At 72.8% G+C, this 18,803-nt stretch carries 13 protein-coding genes; 2 read left to right on the forward strand and 11 right to left on the reverse strand.

Going from position 1 to position 18,803, the window contains the following annotated elements; genetic code table 11:
- Positions 1-35: 35 nt before the first annotated feature.
- From ACNYC2_RS25640 to ACNYC2_RS25650, 3 genes are all read right to left on the reverse strand, one after another.
- Positions 36-1,331 carry an ABC transporter substrate-binding protein gene (locus ACNYC2_RS25640; RefSeq protein WP_419704455.1) on the reverse strand — a complete coding sequence of 432 codons (1,296 nt, stop codon included), beginning with the start codon at positions 1,329-1,331 and terminating at the stop codon, positions 36-38.
- Between the two features lie 70 nt (positions 1,332-1,401).
- Complete coding sequence (locus tag ACNYC2_RS25645) at positions 1,402-3,429, reverse strand: DUF2264 domain-containing protein (RefSeq protein WP_419704456.1); 2,028 nt, start codon at positions 3,427-3,429, stop codon at positions 1,402-1,404.
- Positions 3,426-4,448: a hydroxyacid dehydrogenase gene (locus tag ACNYC2_RS25650; RefSeq protein WP_419704457.1), complete on the reverse strand. Its 1,023-nt coding sequence runs from the start codon at positions 4,446-4,448 to the stop codon at positions 3,426-3,428. Before ACNYC2_RS25650 ends, ACNYC2_RS25645 begins: the two co-directional genes overlap by 4 nt.
- 172 nt (positions 4,449-4,620) lie before the next feature.
- Here ACNYC2_RS25650 and ACNYC2_RS25655 point away from each other — a divergent pair, with 172 nt between their 5' ends.
- Complete coding sequence (locus tag ACNYC2_RS25655) at positions 4,621-6,579, forward strand: heparinase II/III domain-containing protein (RefSeq protein WP_419704458.1); 1,959 nt, start codon at positions 4,621-4,623, stop codon at positions 6,577-6,579.
- Positions 6,576-7,757: a substrate-binding domain-containing protein gene (locus tag ACNYC2_RS25660; RefSeq protein WP_419704459.1), complete on the forward strand. Its 1,182-nt coding sequence runs from the start codon at positions 6,576-6,578 to the stop codon at positions 7,755-7,757. The genes ACNYC2_RS25655 and ACNYC2_RS25660 overlap by 4 nt, the downstream gene beginning before the upstream one ends.
- 148 nt (positions 7,758-7,905) lie before the next feature.
- Here ACNYC2_RS25660 and ACNYC2_RS25665 read toward each other — a convergent pair whose 3' ends face one another.
- From ACNYC2_RS25665 to ACNYC2_RS25700, 8 genes are all read right to left on the reverse strand, one after another.
- Positions 7,906-9,438, reverse strand: a complete 1,533-nt coding sequence (locus ACNYC2_RS25665) for a rhamnulokinase (protein ID WP_419704460.1) — start codon at positions 9,436-9,438, stop codon at positions 7,906-7,908.
- Between the two features lie 79 nt (positions 9,439-9,517).
- The gene (locus ACNYC2_RS25670) at positions 9,518-11,614 is read right to left on the reverse strand and encodes a bifunctional aldolase/short-chain dehydrogenase (RefSeq protein WP_419704461.1); all 2,097 of its coding nucleotides are present in this window, start codon (positions 11,612-11,614) and stop codon (positions 9,518-9,520) included.
- Positions 11,611-12,588 carry an alpha/beta hydrolase fold domain-containing protein gene (locus ACNYC2_RS25675; protein WP_419704462.1) on the reverse strand — a complete coding sequence of 326 codons (978 nt, stop codon included), beginning with the start codon at positions 12,586-12,588 and terminating at the stop codon, positions 11,611-11,613. Before ACNYC2_RS25675 ends, ACNYC2_RS25670 begins: the two co-directional genes overlap by 4 nt.
- Positions 12,585-13,760 carry an L-rhamnose isomerase gene (gene rhaI / locus ACNYC2_RS25680; protein ID WP_419704463.1) on the reverse strand — a complete coding sequence of 392 codons (1,176 nt, stop codon included), beginning with the start codon at positions 13,758-13,760 and terminating at the stop codon, positions 12,585-12,587. The genes ACNYC2_RS25675 and rhaI overlap by 4 nt, the downstream gene beginning before the upstream one ends.
- A 194-nt stretch (positions 13,761-13,954) precedes the next feature.
- Complete coding sequence (gene rhaS, locus ACNYC2_RS25685) at positions 13,955-14,971, reverse strand: rhamnose ABC transporter substrate-binding protein (protein WP_419704464.1); 1,017 nt, start codon at positions 14,969-14,971, stop codon at positions 13,955-13,957.
- 11 nt (positions 14,972-14,982) lie between these two features.
- A complete protein-coding gene (locus ACNYC2_RS25690; protein ID WP_419704465.1) occupies positions 14,983-16,044 on the reverse strand; it encodes an ABC transporter permease in 1,062 nt (353 codons plus the stop codon).
- Positions 16,041-17,120 carry an ABC transporter permease gene (locus ACNYC2_RS25695; protein ID WP_419704466.1) on the reverse strand — a complete coding sequence of 360 codons (1,080 nt, stop codon included), beginning with the start codon at positions 17,118-17,120 and terminating at the stop codon, positions 16,041-16,043. The genes ACNYC2_RS25690 and ACNYC2_RS25695 overlap by 4 nt, the downstream gene beginning before the upstream one ends.
- The gene (locus tag ACNYC2_RS25700) at positions 17,117-18,676 is read right to left on the reverse strand and encodes a sugar ABC transporter ATP-binding protein (RefSeq protein ID WP_419704467.1); all 1,560 of its coding nucleotides are present in this window, start codon (positions 18,674-18,676) and stop codon (positions 17,117-17,119) included. Before ACNYC2_RS25700 ends, ACNYC2_RS25695 begins: the two co-directional genes overlap by 4 nt.
- Between the last annotated feature and the right edge of the window lie 127 nt (positions 18,677-18,803).

An 18,803-nucleotide genomic window follows, 5' to 3' on the forward strand; every position in this document is an offset into this window, starting at 1 on the left:
GAGGCACGACGATCGCGCCCACGACCGAGCAGGGGTCAGCCGACCTCGTTGGCCACGCGCTCCTCGGCTTCCGTGATCGCCTCGTCCACGGGTGTGGACTCGGACATGACCGCCGAGTGCATCTCGCCCAGGATCGTCTGGATGGCTGCCGTGTTCTGACCCACCGGGTTCTCCGGCAGGGTCTCGTGCGTGGTGTAGGAGAAGCGGGACAGCTCGTCCTGGGGCACGCCCTCCAGCGAGAAGATCGCGTCCGCGACCGTGTCGTCGATCAGAGCCGGCGTGATGCCGATCTCGGCGAGCGCGGCGGCGCCCTCGGGGCCCGCGGCGAACTTCAGGAAGTCCTTCGCGGTGGCGATCTTCGACTCGTCGATCCCGGCGTTGATGCCCATCGTCGTCGGGTCACCGAAGCTGACCGGCGTGTTCTCCGTGCCGGTCGTCGACTCGTCGAGCTGCGGGATGGGCGCGATGCCCCACTCGAACGTGTCGGCCGCACCCGAGGCCTGCTCGGCCACGAGCGTGCCGATGTACCACGAGCCCATCGGCATCATCGCTGCCTTCTGGGTGCCGAACTGCGCCTGGTAGGTCAGCTCGTTCGTGGTGACCGTGGCGTAGGACGGCTGCGAACCGGCGTCCTGCATGGCGAGCTCACGCTCGTAGTACGGCGCGAGGTACGAGAAGTCGCCGCCGTCGATGGAGGCGCCCTCGGTCTGCGCGAGCGCGAAGCCCTGCACGGTGGACTGCCAGCTGTGCAGGTAGGTGCCCGTGACCGACTTCTCGTCGATGCCCTTGGTCAGCTTCTCCGCGGCGTCGGCGTAGTCGTCCCAGGTCCACGAGCCGTCGGGCAGGTCGACGCCGGCCTGCTCGAACATGGCCTTGTTGTAGTAGAGCAGCCACGTGTCCTGGCGGTAGGGCACCGCGTAGGTGGCGCCGTCGACGGCCATCGGCTCGAGGCCACCCGTTGCCGGGTCGAGCTCTGCGGCCACGTCCGAGATGTCGAGGAGCGTGCCACCCTCCTGAAACGTCACGTAGTTCTTCAAGTTCTTCACGATGAAGACGTCCGGTGCGGCACCGGCCGACAGGTCGGCGGTGAGCGCCGTGTCGTAGTCGTCGCCCGCGGGGTACTCCTTGAGCTCCACGGTGACGTCCGGGTTCGCCTCGTGATAGGCGTCCGCGAGCGTCTGGAACTCCGGCGTGGACGCGAAGTCCCAGCCGGCCAGGGTGATGGTGACAGGGCCTTCGGGGGCCTCGGGCTCGGACTCGGCGCCGCACCCGGTGAGGGCCAGCGACGCGACGGCTGCAACGCCGACCGCGCTCATGAGCTTGCGGTTCATTCCTACTCTCCTTCGAGTAATCCCGCTCCCACGACGCCTTGCTGGCGGTTGTCGGGAGCGGCGTGTGTGTTCAGGGCAGGGTTGCCGTGGTCTGTTCCCCGTCCGGCCAGGTCACGGCGGCCTGTCCGGCGGTGAGCTCGAGGCGCGGCTGCCCGATCCCCGGGGTCCCCGGGACGTCCCGCAGCGAAGCAGGGACGTCCTGGGGTGGGGTGGCGGGCGTGCGCGCCAGGTAGATGCCGACGGCTACCCACCCGTCCGGGACCGGCGCGTACCGCGACCAGCGGGTCACCGTCGGGCCGGCCAGCGGGGTGGCGTCGTCGGAGGTCGTCTCGCCGCACACCGGTGCGACGTCGCCCAGCAGGGGGACCACCGTGGAGACGAGTCCCGGGCCGGCGGCCCAGCCGCCGATCCGCAGCGCGGTGGCCTTGGTGGTCTCGGCCGTCTCGGACTGGGCGAGCGCCGAGACGCGCACCAGACGTACCTCCCAGGCGCCGCGGACGAGGGACACCGTGGTGATCCGGCCCGCACGGGTCGAGGTGCCCGGCCGGCCGGAGCCGTGGTCGGGGACGGTCGGGTCGGCCACTACCCAGTGGGCCTCGGCCGTCGAGGACAGCACGGCTGCGCTCGGGGTCCGCGAAGTAGAGCGCGTGTCCGCCCCATGCGGGGGTTCGTCGGTCCGGTCGGACAGGCGCTCTACTTCGCGGATCTCGGCCACCGGTCCGGCCTCGAACCCCGTGCGGTGCGTCGCCAGGCCTTCGGCGTCGAGCAGCACCACCGACTGGTCCAGGGGCGAGTCCCACGCCTCGGCGTCCAGCAGCGGCGAGGTCGCCGTCGAGTAGCCGAGCCGCGCGTAGAGGGGCGAGTCGCCGACGTCGGCCCCCGGTTCCGCGTGGTCGGTGCCGTGGTTGATCACGCGGACGATGCCGTCGTCGCGCGTGGCGCTGATCGCCCAGCCGGGCGCGGCGGCGATCGCGAGCACGTCGCCGGCATCCACGGGGAGCGGTTCGGGGGCGGCGGTCCACACCTCGTGGGTCGCCGGTAGCGCCAGGCCGAGCAGGCCCTTGCTCGCCCAGTAGGGCGACCCGGGGCCGCTGTACCGCTGCGCGATGGGGCGCCAGGGGCCGTGCCAGCCGAGGGTGAGCAGACCGTCCGGTCCCGGCACGTCGTGCTCGGCGAAGTGCCGCACGATCCGCGTCGCCGCCTCCCTGATCTGCCCGGGGCGGCCGACCCCGGCGAAGGCACCGGCCCAGAACGGCGCGGCGGCCGCGAAGCGGTAGGTGAGGCTGCGGCCCTGGATGAGCGGTCCGCCGTCCGACCCGACGAGGGCCAGCGCGTCGTCGAGGTAGCGGGCCAGGTGCTCGCGGTCGGCTGCCGACCGGGTCGTCAGGTCGTCGCCCGCGGCCGCCGCGACCTCGGCGGCGCCCGTCATCCGCTCCCACAGGGCCGGATACAGGTGCAGGGCCCAGCCCGCGTAGTGGTCGTAGCTCCGCTCGGGGCCGTCGGCGAACCAGCCGCCGGGACGGCGGAACCGGTCGTGCGCCGCGAGGTCGTGCACCATGTCGGCGGCGGAGAACGGGCCACCGACCGACCGCAGGAACGTCTCGACGACGATCCGGAACCAGACCCAGTTGTTGTCCGGGTAGTCGGGGTCGCCGACGACGGACGCGAGGTACTCGACGGTCCGTTCCTGCACGTCGGGCGACAGGCGGTCCCAGATCCAGGGCCGCGTCAGGTCGAGGATCAGGGCGAGCGAGGCTGCCTCGACCTTGGCCTGGCCGTGTTCCTCGGGCCGGGTCCAGCGCTCGGGATGCGCGGGGTCGGTACCCGCTGCCAGCCCTGCCGCGTACCGCTCGGCGAGGCCCGTCGGGTCAGCCCCGTTCTCGCCCGCGAGCCGGAAGCCGGCCAGCAGGAACGTGCGCGCGAAGCCCTCGAGGCCGTCGACGGCGGTGCCGTACCCGCCGGGCCTGCCGGGCAGCGTGATGAGCGACCCGCTCGGCGAGGCGTACGGGCGCACCCCGGCCAGGAGCCGGTCGGCGTAGGCCGCGAGCCACGCGCGGGCCTCAGGTCCGGTCTGCAGGACGGGGACGTGGCGGCTCATGCGACGAACTCCATGTCGGCGCGGGTCACGGCGCTCCGCGGGGAGTCACCCCGCGCATACCGCTCGAGCTCGTCGAGCGCGGCGGCGGTCATCCGCCGTGTCTCCGTCCCGAGCGACCCGGCGACGTGCGGCGTGATCATGACGTTGGGCAGGTCGTACAGCACCGACGATGCGGGCAGCGGCTCCGGCTCCGTGACGTCGAGCATCGCGTAGATGCGCCCCGTCGCGCACTCGCCCTCCAGCGCGGCGGTGTCCACGACGGCGCCGCGCGCGGTGTTGATCAGGGTGGCGCCATCCGGCATGAGCGCCAGCTCGCGCGCGCCGATCAGCTTGCGTGTCGAGGGCAGCTCGGGGACGTGCAGGGAGACGATGTCGGACGCGGCCAGCAGCTCGTCGAGCGGCACCAGCCGCGCACCTGCCTCGGCCACGGCGGCGGCGTCCGCGAACGGGTCCGCGACGAGGATCTCGCGCGTCTCGGGGCCGGAGCCCTGCACGGTCAGCCGCGCCACCACCTGGCGCCCGGTCCGGGAGAAGCCGACGATCCCGACCACGCGGTCCCGGTTGGACAGGACGTCGTGCTCGCCCAGGTAGGACCAGTCGTCGCGGCGGGTGCGGGCGATGTTCGCGAGGAACGGCGCCTTCTTGCCCGCCATGAAGATCGCGGCCACGGTGAACTCCGCGACCGGCAGCGCGTTCTCCGCGACGGCGTTGGTGACGAGGAGCCCGCGCTCCCACACGGCGTCGGACACGAGCGGCCGGACCGTGCCGGCGCAGTGCAGCACCGCGCGCAGGTTCGGCGCGAGGTCGAGGACCTCCGCGGTGATCCGGGGAGCACCCCACGAGGTGAGGAGCACCTCGACGTCCGCCAGCCGTTCCTTGGCCTCGGGCGTGTCGTAGGCGGTGACGCGTACGGGCTCGCCGAGCCGCGCGAGCTCGCGCAGCCGGGTTTCCTCCTCAGGACCGAACTGCATCTTCCGCGCTCGGTCGTCCATGACGAGCAGGACCTCAGGTCGCCGCACCACCGCTCTCCTCCCCATCGAGTTCGCGTTCGCCTGATCATCCAGCCGAACAGTTCCGATCAACTACGATCGAACGTGGCCCATTGAAGCCCACGCCACGCCGCCTTGGCAAGCCCCTGGCCCTCCGTAGAGAAATCCTCTACGATCATTTTCGATCACTGGAGGACAGCACATGACAGCAGCGCCGCTGCCTGCTCCCGACGTCGCCGACCGGAGCTTCTGGGCGTCCGACCGCGTCGTCGAGGCCCTCGCGCCCACGGAGGCGACGGCGGACGCCGAGCGCGGCACCCCCTGGCCGCAGACCCTCGCCTCGCAGTACGCCCGGTTCTTCCGCGACGGCGACCGCACGGTCTACGAGGCGAACGTCGCCGCCCGGCACGCCCGGCTCACGCGCGCCACGCTGGCGGCACTGCTCGACCCGCGCACGGACCGGGTCGACGAGGTCGTCGACGGAGTCCTGCTGCTGTGCGAGCAGTCGGCTTGGTGCTGGGCCGCCCACGACGACACGAACACCCGGTTCGGCCGGGTCACACCGACCGTCACTGAGCCGCACCTCGACCTCGGGGCGGGCGAGGTCGCCGCACAGCTCGCGTGGATCGACCACCTGCTCGGCCCGGTGCTCGACGAGCGTGCCCCCGGCGTGCGGTGGCGGATCCGGCAGGAGACCCAGACCCGGGTGCTGCGGCCCTTCACCGAGCGCCGCGACTGGTGGTGGCTCGGCGTCGACCACCCGATCATGAACTGGAGCCCGTGGATCCAGGGGAACGTGCTGGCCGCCAACCTCGCGCTGGAGGAGGACCCGGACCGGCGCCGGGCCGTCACCGCGCTCGTCGCGGAGGGGATCGCCGCCTACTGGGCGTCGCTACCCGCCGACGGCGGGGTGGACGAGGGCTACAGCTACTGGTGGCAGGGCGCCGCCCGCGCGCTGGAGGCGCAGGACCTGCTCCGGTTCGCCGGGATCGAGCCGGAGCCGGCGGCGCTGGACCGCATCCACGCGACCCTCGCCTTCCCGCACTCCATGCATCTCGGCGGCGACTGGTACGTCAACGTGGCGGACAGCGTCGCGCGCCCGCTCGCGACCTGGCCGTGGAACGTCGTGCACGCCTGGGCGCTGCGCGTGGGCGACGACGACGCCGCCCGGCACGCCGCCGCCCGTCGCGGGCTGCCGGGTGGCCTGTTCGACGAGCGCGCCTCCCTCCCCCGGGCGGTCCGCATGCTCTCCGACGCCGCGTGGGCCGAGGCGCCGACGGCCGCTCCGCCGCTGGTCGGACGGGCGCACTTCCCCTCCACGGGGATCGCCGTTGCCCGCTCGGCGCCCGGGTCCGCGCGGGGCCTCGCGGTCTCGGTCAAGGGCGGGCACAACGACGAGAACCACAACCACGTGGACGTGGGCTCGGTCATCGTGGCGCTCGACGGCGTACCCGTCGTGATCGACGCCGGCAAGCCCACGTACCGCGCTGGCACCTTCGGACCAGACCGGTACGACCTGTGGACGGTCCGGGGCGACTGGCACAACGTCCCCCGGATCCGTGGGGTGGAGCAGGCACCGGGCAAGCAGTTCGCCGCGCGCGGCTTCGAGGTGTCGGACGGCGGGGCGCCGAGCCACCGTTGGTCGAGCCTGTCGAGACCTGATGAGTCGCTTGCGGGGTCTCGACAAGCTCGACCAACGGTTGGGTCCCGCGTCTGGGAGGCCCGGCTGGATCTTGGTGGGGCCTATCCGGTGGACGGGCTCGAGCACTGGTGGCGTGCGGTCAGCCTGGACCCGGACGCCGAGACGGTGACCGTCGAGGACTCCTGGACGTTCTCGGATGAAGTGCCCGTGGCGTCCGCCGCCGGCTCGACGGCCTGGCACTGGCTCCTGGCCGGGGACGTCACGCTCACGCCCGGCCGGGCACAGGTCCGGTTCACCCCGGACGGCGGCCCGTCGACGGCACGCGTACTCTCCCTGACCTGGGATCCTGATGCCGTCGACGCCGAGCTGGACGTGCGCGAGCTGGATGACGTCGAGCTGTCGGCCGTCTGGGGCGAACGTCTGACCCGGTTGCGGCTGACCGCGCGTGCCGAGGCGCCGTCCGGCACGTTCCAGGTAACCATGAGACCCACCGGGTCCGTACCGCAGGAGGTTGCATGACTGAGGAAGCGCCGCTCCCCAGCGAGCGTCGGGCGCGCCTCATCGCGCGAGTGCGGGAGACCGGTTCGGCGCGCGTGAGCGACCTGTCGCGCGTGCTCGGCGTGACACCCGTGACCGTGCGACGCGACCTCGCCCTGCTCGTCGCGGACGGCACGCTGGAGAAGGTGCACGGCGGCGCCCGGATCCCGGCCCGCAGCGCGGGCCTCGGTGCTCGCACGGGGGCCAGCACGGGCATCCCCCAGCCCGATCCGGCATCCGGCGGTCGTGCCGACCAGCTGACCATCGGCATGGTCGTGCCCTCCATCGAGTACTACTGGCCCGAGGTGATCCGCGGCGCGCGGGACGCCGCACGCGGAGAGGTGCGGCTGATCCTGCGTGGCGCGTCCTACGAGGTCGACCAGGTGCGGCGCCAGGTGGCCGCGCTCGTCGGGGAGGACGGCGGACCGGGCGTGGACGGCCTCCTCGTGGCGCCGCCCGTCGACGGTCCCGAGGCGGCCGAGCTCGGCGAGTGGCTGGCCGGCCTGAACGTCCCGGTGGTGCTCATGGAACGGCGGCTGGCGACCGGCCCGTACCGCGAGCCGCTGGAGTCGGTGGCCACCGACCACGCGCTCGGCTCCGGCGTGGCGACGCGGCACATCGCGGAGAGCGGGCACCGACGGGTGGGACTGGTGACGTCGCGGACCAGCCCGACCTCGGCCGCCGTCCGGCGCGGTTTTCTCGCGGTGGCGGAGGAACTAGGCCTCGACGTGGTGCTCGACCTGGAGACCGTGCCGATGTTCGACGCCGACTGGGCCGACGAGGCCGCCTCCGTGCTGGACAGGTGCGCGGAGACCGGGGCGACGGCGCTCATCGTGCACTCCGACCGGGAGGCGATCTCGCTGGTCGAGCAGGCACAGGAGCGCGGCGTGCGGGTGCCCGCGGACCTCGCGGTGATCGCGTACGACGACGAGGTCGCCGGCCTGGCCGATCCGCCGCTCACCGCGGTGCGGCCGCCCAAGGCGGCGATCGGCGCCGGCGCGCTGGAGCTCCTGCTGCGGCGCCTCGCGGCCCGGGCGGATGCCGCGGCGTCGCCGGGCAGCGACGGCGGCGACGCGGTGACCGGGGCGGACCGGCCGGTGCACCGGATCGAGCTGAGCCCGCGCCTGATCGTGCGGGCCTCGAGCGCACCCCGCGAGTAGGCCGTTGAGTGCTGGGTATCTGCGCCGTAGGAGCGTCGCGGCGCACAAATACCCAGCACTCAACAGGCCGGGACAGGCCCCGCTCGCGCCGGACGGTCGAGGGCTGCACTGTCGTTCTACTTCGCTGTCGTTCTACTTCGCTGTCGTTCTACTTCGCCGGCTCGGTTTCCGGCGTCGGGTCGTAGCGTCGTAGGGGGCTGCTGGCGCGTACCACGTCGCGGAGGGCCGTCAGATCGCCGGAGACGACGCCGGCCGCGCGTGCCTGCACGAGCACGTTGCCGAGCGCCGTCGCCTCGACCGGTCCCGCGATCACGGGCAGCCCCGCCGCCTCGGCCGTGAGCCGGCACAGCAGCTCGTTCTGCGACCCGCCGCCGACCACGTGCACCGCGTCCACGACCACGCCTGCCAGGGCAGATGCCTCGGAGATCGCCCGCGCGGACGCGGCGGCGAGGCTGTCGAGGATCACGCGGACGAGGGCGGGCCGCGTTTCAGGCAGCTCGACGCCCAGGCGGGCGACCGCGTCCGACACCCGGCGGGGCATGTCGCCCGGCGCGAGGAACTCGTCACCGTCGACGTCGACGAGGCAGCGCCCTCCGGGCTCGGCCCCGGCCGCGGCGAGCAGGCCCGCCAGGTCGACGGGCGCGCCGTCCGCTGCCGACCAGTCCCGGACGCACTCGTCGAGCACCCACAGCCCCATGACGTTGCGCAGGTAGCGGACCGTGCCGTCGAGCCCGAGCTCGTTGGTGAAGTTCGCGGCGCGGCTCGCCTCGGTGAGCACGGGAGCCGGCAGCTCCAGCCCGACGAGCGACCACGTCCCCGACGAGATGTACGCCGCCGAGGCCCCGAGCGGAGCCGCCGCGACGGCGGAGGCCGTGTCGTGCGAGGCGACCGCGAGCACGGGCACCTCGCTCAGCCCCGTCGCCTCCCGCACCTCGGGCAGCAGGTGCCCGACGGCGGTGCCGGGCTCGACGAGCTCCGGCAGCCGGTCGCGGAGTCCGGCGAGGCCGGGGCGCGCCGCGGCGAGCCGGTCCAGGAGCTCGGCCGACCAGTCGCGCGAGCGGGCGTCGAGCAGGCCGGTGGTCGACACGTTGGTCACCTCCGCGACCCGGCGCCCGGTGAGCCAGTAGGCGATCAGATCGGGAATCAGCAGAAGCTGCTCGGCCCGCGCCCAGTCACCCGGCCCACCGCTGGTCGAGCTTGTCGAGACCCCCGCGACCAGCTGGAACTCCGTGGTGAACGGCAGATGCTGCAACCCGTTGACCGCGTAGTGGTCCGCGAACGAGATCTGCCGGTAGACCTCGTCGGCGACCCCGTCGGTGCGTGCGTCCCGGTAGCAGTGCGGGTCCGCCACCAGCTCGCCGGCGCCGTCGAGCAGCCCGTAGTCGACGGCCCACGAGTCGACGCCGATCCCACGGATCTCGACGCCCCGTTCGCGTGCGACGTCGCCCGCGGACCGCAGGCCGTCGAGGATCCCGCGCCATAACGCCCGCACGTCCCAGCGGAGCGCGTCGCGCTCGTCGGAGACGGGTCCGTTGGCGAACCGCCCGCACTCGACGAGCTCGACCCGCCGGCCGTCCACCACGCCGAGCATCACCCGGCCGCTGGTCGCGCCGAGGTCGATCGCGACGAAGCCGGAGGGCTCCGCGGCCGGTGGTTGCGGGGTCTCGACAGGCTCGACCAACGGGGCCGGCCGGCCTCGACAGGCTCGACCACCGTTGGTCGAGCCTGTCGAGACCCCGCAGGGCCACCGATCGACTCGCTCACCGCAGGAACGCCGCTGACACGCCCGCGTCGACGGGTACGTGCAGGCCTGTCGTGTGCGAGAAGTCCGAGGTGCACAGCGCGAAAACGGCGGACGCCACGTTCTCCGGCAGCACCTCGCGCTTGAGCAGGGTGCGCTGCGCGTAGAACTCGCCGAGCTTCTCCTCCGGCACCCCGTAGACCGCCGCCCGGTTGGCCCCCCAGCCGGACGCGAAGATGCCCGACCCACGCACCACGCCGTCCGGGTTCACGCCGTTCACACGGATGCCGTGCTCCCCCAGCTCGGCGGCGAGCAGCCGCACCTGGTGCGCCTGGTCGGCCTTGGTCGCGGAGTAGGCGATGTTGTTCGGTCCGGCGAACACGGAGTTCTTCGAGGAGATGTAGACGATGTCGCCGCCCAGCCCCTGGTCCACCAGCACCCGCGCCGCTTCACGTGAAACCAGGAACGAGCCCTTGGCCATGACGTTGTGCTGGAGGTCCCAGTCGGCCTCGGTGGTGTCGAACAGCGATCGCGACAGGGACAGGCCCGCGTTGTTGACCACGAGGTCGACACCGCCGAACGCCAGCACCGCCTCCCGGATCCCGGCCTGCACGGCGGCCTCGGACGACACGTCCATGGCGACACCGATCGCGACGTCCGCCGAGCCCAGCTCGGCCGCGGCGTCGGTCGCCTTGGCGAGGTCCAGGTCCGCGACGACCACGCACGCACCCTCGGCGGCGAGCCGTTGCGCGATCGCCTTGCCGATGCCCGACGCCGCCCCGGTCACCAGCGCGACCCGGGTCGCCAGCGGCTTCGGCGCGGGCATGCGCTGCAGCTTCGCCTCCTCGAGCGCCCAGTACTCGATGCGGAACTTCTCGTCCTCGGCGATGGGCGCGTACGTGGAGATGGTCTCCGCGCCGCGCATCACGTTGATCGCGTTGACGTAGAACTCTCCAGCGACCCGCGCCGTCTGCTTGTTGCGCCCGTACGAGAACATGCCGACGCCCGGCACCAGCACGATCGCCGGGTCGGCGCCGCGCATCGCGGGCGGCTCCTCACCGCGGGTCCGGGCCGCGGCGGCACCCCGCTCGTAGTACGCCGCGTAGTCCGCGCGGTACGCCTCGTGCGCGGCCCGGAGCGCGGTCACCGTCTCCTCCACGGTGGCCGACGTCGGGACGTCCACCACCAGCGGCTTCACCTTGGTGCGGAGGAAGTGGTCGGGGCACGACGTGCCGAGTTCCGCGAGCGGCAGCAGCCGCTCCCGCGCGAGGAAGTCCAGCACGACGTCGGAGTCGGTGAAGTGGCCGACCTGCGGCGCGTCCGCTGACGCGATGCCGCGGATCACCGGGGCGAGCGCAGCCGCCCGGGCGCGCCGCTCGGCGTCGGGCAGGGGCTCGTAGCCGGGGCGGACGGCGCCGAACGCGTGCGTACCGTCGGCCGCGAGGGCCGCCGTCCGCGCCTCGATGAACGCCTCGGTCCGCCGGATGATCCCGAGCGACCGCTCCTCCGCCTCGTCCGAGGTGTCGCCCCAGGCGGTGATGCCATGTCCGCCCAGGATGCAGCCGATGGCCTGCGGGTTCGCGGCCTTGATCGCCGCGATGTCGAGGCCGAGCTGGAAGCCGGGGCGGCGCCACGGCACCCACACCACATCGGAGCCGAAGATCTCGCGAGTGAGCGCCTCGCCGTCGGCCGCCGCGGCGACGGCGATCCCCGAGTCGGGATGGAGGTGGTCCACGTGGGCGGCGTCGACCAGGCCGTGCATGGCGGTGTCGATCGACGGCGCCGCGCCACCCTTGCCATGCAGGCAGTAGTCGAACGCGGCGACCATCTCGTCCTCGCGGTCCAGGCCCGGGTACACGTCGACGAGGGCGCGCATCCGGTCGAGCCGCAGCACGGCCAGGCCGTGGGGCTGGAGCGTGCCGAGGTCGCCGCCGGAGCCCTTGACCCACAGCAGCTCGACGGGCTCGCCCGTCACGGGGTCGGTCGCGGTCCCCTTCGCGGACGTGTTGCCGCCCGCGTAGTTGGTGTTGCGGGGGTCGGCGCCCAGCCGGTTCGAGCGGGCGACGAGCGAGGTGACCGTCGGGTTGCCTGTCACGTCGGCAGTCTTGTTCGTCATCGGGCTGCTGCTTCCGTCTCGGTGGGTTCTGCCTCGTCGGCGGAGCCTCGCGAGACCGAGGTCCCGGCAAGCTCGGCCGGCGGGGGCGTCACGTCGTGGTGGTGTGGTGCCTCGTGCGGCGTGCCGACGAGGCCGTCCGCGGTGAGCCAGGTCGCGATGCGCGCGAGGCTGCGCGCCGCACCGGCGGTGTCGGGCTCGTTGAGGTGGCCGTGATAGGTGCTGTCCTCACGGACGAGCAGCACGTCGACGCCGGCCGCGGCGAGCTCCGCGCAGTACGCCTCGCCCGAGGACCGCAGCGCGTCGTGGTCGGACGTGACGACGAACGTGGGCGGCAGCCCGCGCAGGTCCTGCCCTCCAGGGTGGGCGTACGGGGAGATGGGGACGTCGCTGCCGCCCAGGTAGTTGGCGCCCATCGCCCGCATGGCCTCGGGCGGGAAGTCCCGGTCGGGCGGGAGCGCGGCGATCTTCTCGGCCAGCTCGGGGCTCGGCGCGGGGAGCTCGTAGTGGGCCACGGGGTAGGCCAGCACGATCGACCGCGGCTGCGGACCGCCCGCGTCGCGCAGGCGCAACGACGCACCGGCCGCCAGGTTGCCGCCGGCGCTCGCCCCGCCCAGCGACCACTGTTCTGACCCGACGCCGAGACCGGCGTCCCGCGCCCAGCCGTAGGCGAACGTGACCTCCTCGGACGCGACGGGGAACCGCACCCCTTCAGGTGCCGCGGAACCGGCCGGGTCCCGGTAGTCGAGATCCGGCGCGAGCTGGTAGTCGACGCTCACGACCACCACGCCGACGTCGGCGAGCCGCCGCGCCACCCAGTCCGCCTCGGGCATGTCGAGGTCGCCGTACATGAACGCGCCACCGTGAGCCCACACCAGGCCGGCCACCCGGTCGGCGCCCGCCGCCGGCTCGTAGACCCGCACCCGCAGGTCGCCGTGGGGACCATCGAGCAGGCGGTCCCCGACCGTGCCGCTCACGCGCCCCATCCGGCCTGGGCGCCCCCGACCCGCTCGGCGGCGATCTTCTCGGCGTACCCGGACGCCTTGAAGGCGGCGGTCGGGTTCGGGTCGAGGCCCATCTCCTCGCGCACCTCGGCGACGAGCGGGCGGACGTCGGTGTCGTACGCGTCCATGAGGACGGCGTGCGCGCCGAGCACGTCACCCGAGAGCTGGGCGGCGGTGAGCGCCTCGACGTCGACCAGCAGCGCCTTCGCCGTCGCCTCCTGGACGTTCATGACCGAGCGGATCTGGGCCGGGATCTTCGGCTCGATGTTGTGGCACTGGTCGAGCATGAAGTTGACGCCGCTGTCCGGCGCGTGGGCGCCGGCAGAGACGATCTCGTGCATGATCCGGAACAGCTGGAACGGGTCGGCGGCGCCGACCATGAGGTCGTCGTCGGCGTAGAAGCGGCTGTTGAAGTCGAAGGCGCCGAGGCGTCCCTGACGCAGGAGCTGCGCCACGATGAACTCGATGTTGGTGCCCGGCGCGTGGTGGCCGGTGTCGAGCACCACCTTCGCCCGGTCGCCCAGGGCCATGACGTGCAGCAGGGACGTGCCCCAGTCCGGGACGTCCGTGATGTAGAAGGCGGGCTCGAAGAACTTGTACTCGAGCACCATGTGCTGGTCCTCGTCGAGCGCACCGTAGATCTCGGCCAGCGACTCGGCGATGCGGTCCTGCCGGGCCCGGATCGAGTCCTGGCCCGGGTAGTTGAGGCCGTCGGAGAGCCAGACCTTGAGGTCCTTGGAGCCCGTCGCCCGCATGACGTCGATGCACTGCTTGTGGTGGTCCACCGCCTTGGCCCGCACCCGGGGGTCGGGGTGGGCGAGCGAGCCCAGCATGAAGTCGTCGTCCTGGAAGACGTTCGAGTTGATCATGCCGATCCGCACGCCCAGGTCCTCGGCGTGCCGGGCGAGCGCCCCGAAGTCGTCGACGAGGTCCCAGGGGATGTGCAGGCTGACCCGCGGGGCGACGCCGGTGTACCGGTGCACCTGTGCGGCGTCGGCCAGCTTCTCGAACGGGTCGCGCGGCACACCCGCCTGGCCGAAGACCTTGAACCTCGTCCCCGAGTTGCCGAACGCCCACGACGGCAGCTCGATCGTCTGCTGCCGGAGCGCGGACCTGGCCGCCTCGGTTCGTGTGGATGCCGCCATGGCGTCCTTCCTCTCCGCGCACTTCCTCGTGCACCATCTTGAACGATCGTCTTGAAACGATTCACTGGAGCCTATGCGGCGCGTGCTGCCCCGGTCAACCCCGTCGTGCCGAGCGGACGACGGCGGCGTCGCCCAGCCCAGTGATCCGGCCCAGAACCGGCAGGCGGTCTGGGCCGAATCACTGGGTAGACCACTCAGAACTCGAAGTCCGCGATGTTGCTCTCGTCGAACACGTACGGCTCGCCGAGCAGCACCTCGCCGTCCGCCCCGACGGTGAACTCGCCCAGGCGCCCCGCGGTGAAGGTCTCGCCCTCCTCGCCCGTGATGTCCCCCGCCACGAGGGCGGCGGCGGCCTGCGTCGCCAGGTAGCCCAGGTCGTTCGGGTTCCACAGCGCGAACGCCTCGACGGTGCCGTCCTCGACGTACTCGCGCATCCCGCTCGGCGTGCCGAGGCCGGTGACGGCCACCTTGCCCTTGTACTCCGACGTCGACACGTAGCGGGCGGCCGCGGCGATGCCGACGGTCGTGGGCGAGACGATGCCCTTGAGGTCCGGGTGCGACTGCAGCAGCGCGGCGGTCTTGTCGAACGACGTCTGGTCGTCGTCGTCGCCGTAGACGGTCTCGACCAGCTCGATGTCCGGGTAGTCGGAGGCCAGCTTCTCCTCCATGAGCGCGATCCAGGCGTTCTGGTTGGTCGCGTTGGCCGACGCCGACAGGATCGCGATCTCGCCCTCGCCGCCGATCTGGTCCGCGATCAGCTCGAGCTGCTTGTCGGCGATGCCCTCGGGCGATGCCTGGTTGATGAACAGGTCCCGGAACTGCGGCTCGGTGTCCGAGTCGAAGGTGACCACCTTGGTGCCCGCCGAGCGCGCCTCCTCCAGCGCGTCGCCGATCGCCGTCGGGTCGTTGGCCGACACCACCAGGGCGCTGACCCCCTGCTGGGCCGCGGTGTTGATGAACGGCACCTGGGCGTCGGGCGAGGCGGCGTCCGGCCCGACCTCCTCGACCGTGGCGCCGACCTCCTCCGCCGCCTCCTGCGCGCCCGCCGTCGACGCCTCGAAGTACGGGTTGCCCAGGTTCTTGGGCAGCATCGTGATGCTCACGTCGCCGTCACCACCGCCGCCTCCGCCCTCCTCGCCCGAACCGCACGCCGTCAGGGCCAGCGCCAGCACGGCGGCCGTACCGGCCGCGAGCACAGATGTGAACTTCATCGTCCGTCTCCCTACGTTCGTTGCCCGACGGCGGAGCCGCCATCGGGGTCCCCGTGAGCCCCCGCAGCGAAGCGAGGAGGCTCATGGGGTGTGGCGGCGCTCCGCCGCCGGACTCTCAGGCCGCCCGCGATGCGCGGGGCGACCACGGAAACAACCAGCGCCGTGCCGATCACTATGTTGATGACGTTGACCGTCACGCCCTCCAGCCGCAGCGCGCTGCCGAGCACCCCGATGAGCAGGACGCCCGCCACCACCCCGTGGATCGCGCCGCGCCCGCCGAAGATCGACACCCCGCCGAGCAGCACGGCGGCGACCACCTGCAGCTCCATACCCGTCGCGTTGTCGCCGCGCGCGCTGCCGTAGCGCAGCGTGTAGTAGACGCCCGCGAGCGCCGACACCGCCCCGGACAGCACGAACAGGATCAGCAGGGTCCGCTTGACGTCGACGCCGGAGAACCGGGCGGCCTCGCTGCTGCGGCCGATGTCCAGCACGTTCCGCCCGAACGGTGTCGCGTGCAGCAGCACCGCGAAGATCGCGATGACGAGGAGCAGCCCGAGGGTGATGACCGGGTAGGGCGACTCCCCCAGCTTCGCCGTGGCGCCGTCGGTCCAGGAGTCGGGGAAGCCGGTGACCGCCGTCGTGCCGAGCAGGCCGACGGCCAGGCCGCGGTAGAGGGCGAGCGAGCCGATGGTGACGGCCAGCGACGGCAGGCCCGCGTACGCGACCAGTGCGCCGTTGATCGCACCGCACACCGCGCCGAGCAGCACCGAGATCAGCAGCGCGGCCCAGAGGCCGAGCCCTGCCTGGTAGAGCAGCCCGAACGTCACGCTGGACAGGCCGACCACCGAGGCGACCGACAGGTCGATCTCCCCCGTGGCGATGATGAGCGTCATCGGAAGGGCGATGAGCAGCACGGGGACCAGGTCGAGCACCAGGTAGGTGATGGTGAGCGGGCCGTCGAAGCCCTGCACCACCGCGGACGCGACGATCCAGGCCACCACCAGGATCGCGATGGTGAGCATCTCGCGGGTGAGCAGCGCACGCTGCAGCCACGGGCGGGCGTGGGTTCTCATGCGGTCGCCTCCTCGCTGTCGCCAGGGCGACCGTCCGTACGGCCGCCCTGGCGACCGTCCATACGCTCGCCCTGGCGACCGTCCGTACGGCCGTTCGGGCCGGTATCTCGCTCGGCGGCCAGGCGGCGCGAGCGGCGGCCGGCGAGCACCCGGTCCAGGGCGATCGCGCCGATGATGAGCGCGCCCACCACCGCGCGCTGCCAGAAGTCGGGGATGCCCACGACGGGCAGGGCCCGGTTGATGGTGAGCAGCAGCATCGCGCCGAGGGCGGCGCCCGCGACGGTGCCGCTGCCGCCGAAGATCGCCACGCCGCCCACGACGACGGCGCCGACCACCTGCAGCTCCATACCGGTCCCGGCACCGGAAGACACGGTCCCGTAGCGGGCGGCGAACATCACGCCGGCCAGCCCGGCGAGCGCCCCGTTCAGCGCGAACGCCCACAGCAGCCGGCGTCGGACGGGCAGGCCCTGGAGGGCCGCTGCGTCGGGGTCGGAGCCGATGGCGTACAGCTGCCGCCCGCCGCGCGACGTGTACAGGTAGTAGCCCACGGCGACCAGCACGAGCGCGGCGACGATCGTGAGCACCGGCACGCCCAGCACCTGCCGCGTGCCGAGGCCGAGGAAGGCGCGCGGCATGTCGCCGGCGTCGATCCGGTCGCTGCCTGCCCAGGTCAGGGTCACGCCGCGGTAGACGTACAGCGTGCCGAGCGTGATGACGAGGGCGGGCACGCGGGCGAACGCGACGATCGAGCCGTTGACCAGGCCGAGCAGCGCCCCGACCGCGATCGCGACGAGCGTGACCACGACGACGGGCAGGTCCGGTGCCTCCATGAACATCCGGCCGGTCAGGTACGCCGTGAGGCCCAGCACCGACCCGACGGAGAGGTCCACGTTCCGCGTGATGACGACGACCGCCTGGCCCACCGCGAGCACCATGAGGATCGCGGGCGTGAGCAGCAGGTCCCGCCAGCCGCCCGCGCTGAGCAGGAACCCGGGCTGGATCGCGGTGGTCACGCCGATCACCACCAGGAGGGCGAGGGCGATGCCCGCCTCGCGTCGGCGCAGGACGTTCCTCATGCCGCCCCCTCGGTCTCGGAGCCACTGGTCTCGAAGCCGCTGGTCTCAGAGCCGCTCTGGGAGGCGCCCGGCGTCGCCGCGCGCATCACCGCCTCGGGCGTGGCCTCCGCTCGGCCGAGCTCGGCGGCGATGCGTCCCTCGCGCACCACGAGCACACGGTCGGCCATACCCAGTACCTCCGGCAGCTCGGACGAGATCATCAGGACGGCCAGCCCCTCGGCGGCCAGGGTGGACAGCAGCCGGTGGACCTCGGCCTTGGTACCGACGTCGATCCCGCGGGTGGGCTCGTCGACGATGAGCACCTTGGGCCCGGTGGCCAGCCACTTCGCCAGGACCACCTTCTGCTGGTTACCGCCGCTCATCGTGGTGGCGAGCGCGTCCAGCGCCCCGGCCTTCACCTCGAGCCGGCCGGACCAGTCGCGCGCGAGCCGCGCCTCGGCGTCGGGCAGCAGGATGCCGAGGCGGGCCAGGCGCCGTCGCATGACGGAGGACACGTTGCGCCCGACCGACGACTCGGTGACCAGGCCCTGCAGGCGCCGGTCCTCGGGGACCAGGGCGAGGCCCGCGGCGATGGCCGCCGCCGGGTCGCCCGGCCGCAGGGGCCGTCCGCCCACGGTGACCCGGCCGGCGTCGTACCGGTCGACGCCGAACACCGCGCGGGCGATCTCGCTGCGCCCGGCCCCGACGAGGCCCGCCAGGCCGACGATCTCGCCCGCCCGCACCTCGAAGGACACGTCGTGGAAGGTGCCCGTCGACTCCAGGCCCTCGACCCGCAGCACCACCTCGCCGGCCGTGCTCGGCACCTTCGGGTAGAGCTCGGCCACGTCGCGGCCCACCATGCGGCGCACGAGCTCGTCGGGCGTGACGTCGGCGACGGCGTCCGTGGAGACGTGCTCGCCGTCGCGCATGACGGTCACGGTGTCGCAGAGGTCGGCCACCTCGTCGAGGCGGTGCGAGATGAAGACGACGGCGCGGCCGGCGTCACGCAGCCCGCGGGCGACCGCGAACAGCCGGCGCACCTCGACCGCGCTCAGCGCCGCCGTCGGCTCGTCCATGACGAGGAGGCGGGCGTCCAGGGAGATCGCCTTGGCGATCTCGACGATCTGCTGGTCCGCGATGGAGAGCCCCTCGGCGGGACGGTCGGGGTCCAGGTCGACGCCGAGGTCCCGGAACAGGTCCCGGGCGCCCTCGCGCATCGCGCGCCGGTCGATCCGGCGGAACCGGCCGAGCGGCTCGCGGCCCAGGAAGATGTTCTCCGTGACGGTCAGGTCGGGAAAGCTCGCGGGCTCCTGATGGATGACGGCGACGCCGGCGGCCTTGGCCTCGGCGGGACCGGCGAAGTCGACGGGCTCGCCGTCGAGCTCGACGGTGCCCGAGTCCCGGCGGTGCACCCCGCCCACGATCTTGACCAGCGTGGACTTGCCCGCGCCGTTCTCTCCGACGAGGGCGTGGATGCTGCCCGGCTGGACCACCAGGGTCCCGGAGCGGAGCGCTGCCACCGGCCCGAAGGACTTGGCGACCCCCTCGAGGCGCAGCGTCGGTGCGGCGTTCGGCATATCTCTCCGTCGAGGTGTGCGGGCGGTCGACGATGACCGCAGGTTTCCTGCCGAACCGTTGAATCGTTCAAACAGGTACTCGGAAGATAGACCCGCGAGGTCAGAGCGTCAAGAAGTTCCGGCGCGT

Source organism: Promicromonospora sp. NFX87 (assembly GCF_048564965.1).
Taxonomy (GTDB): Bacteria; Actinomycetota; Actinomycetes; order Actinomycetales; family Cellulomonadaceae; genus Promicromonospora.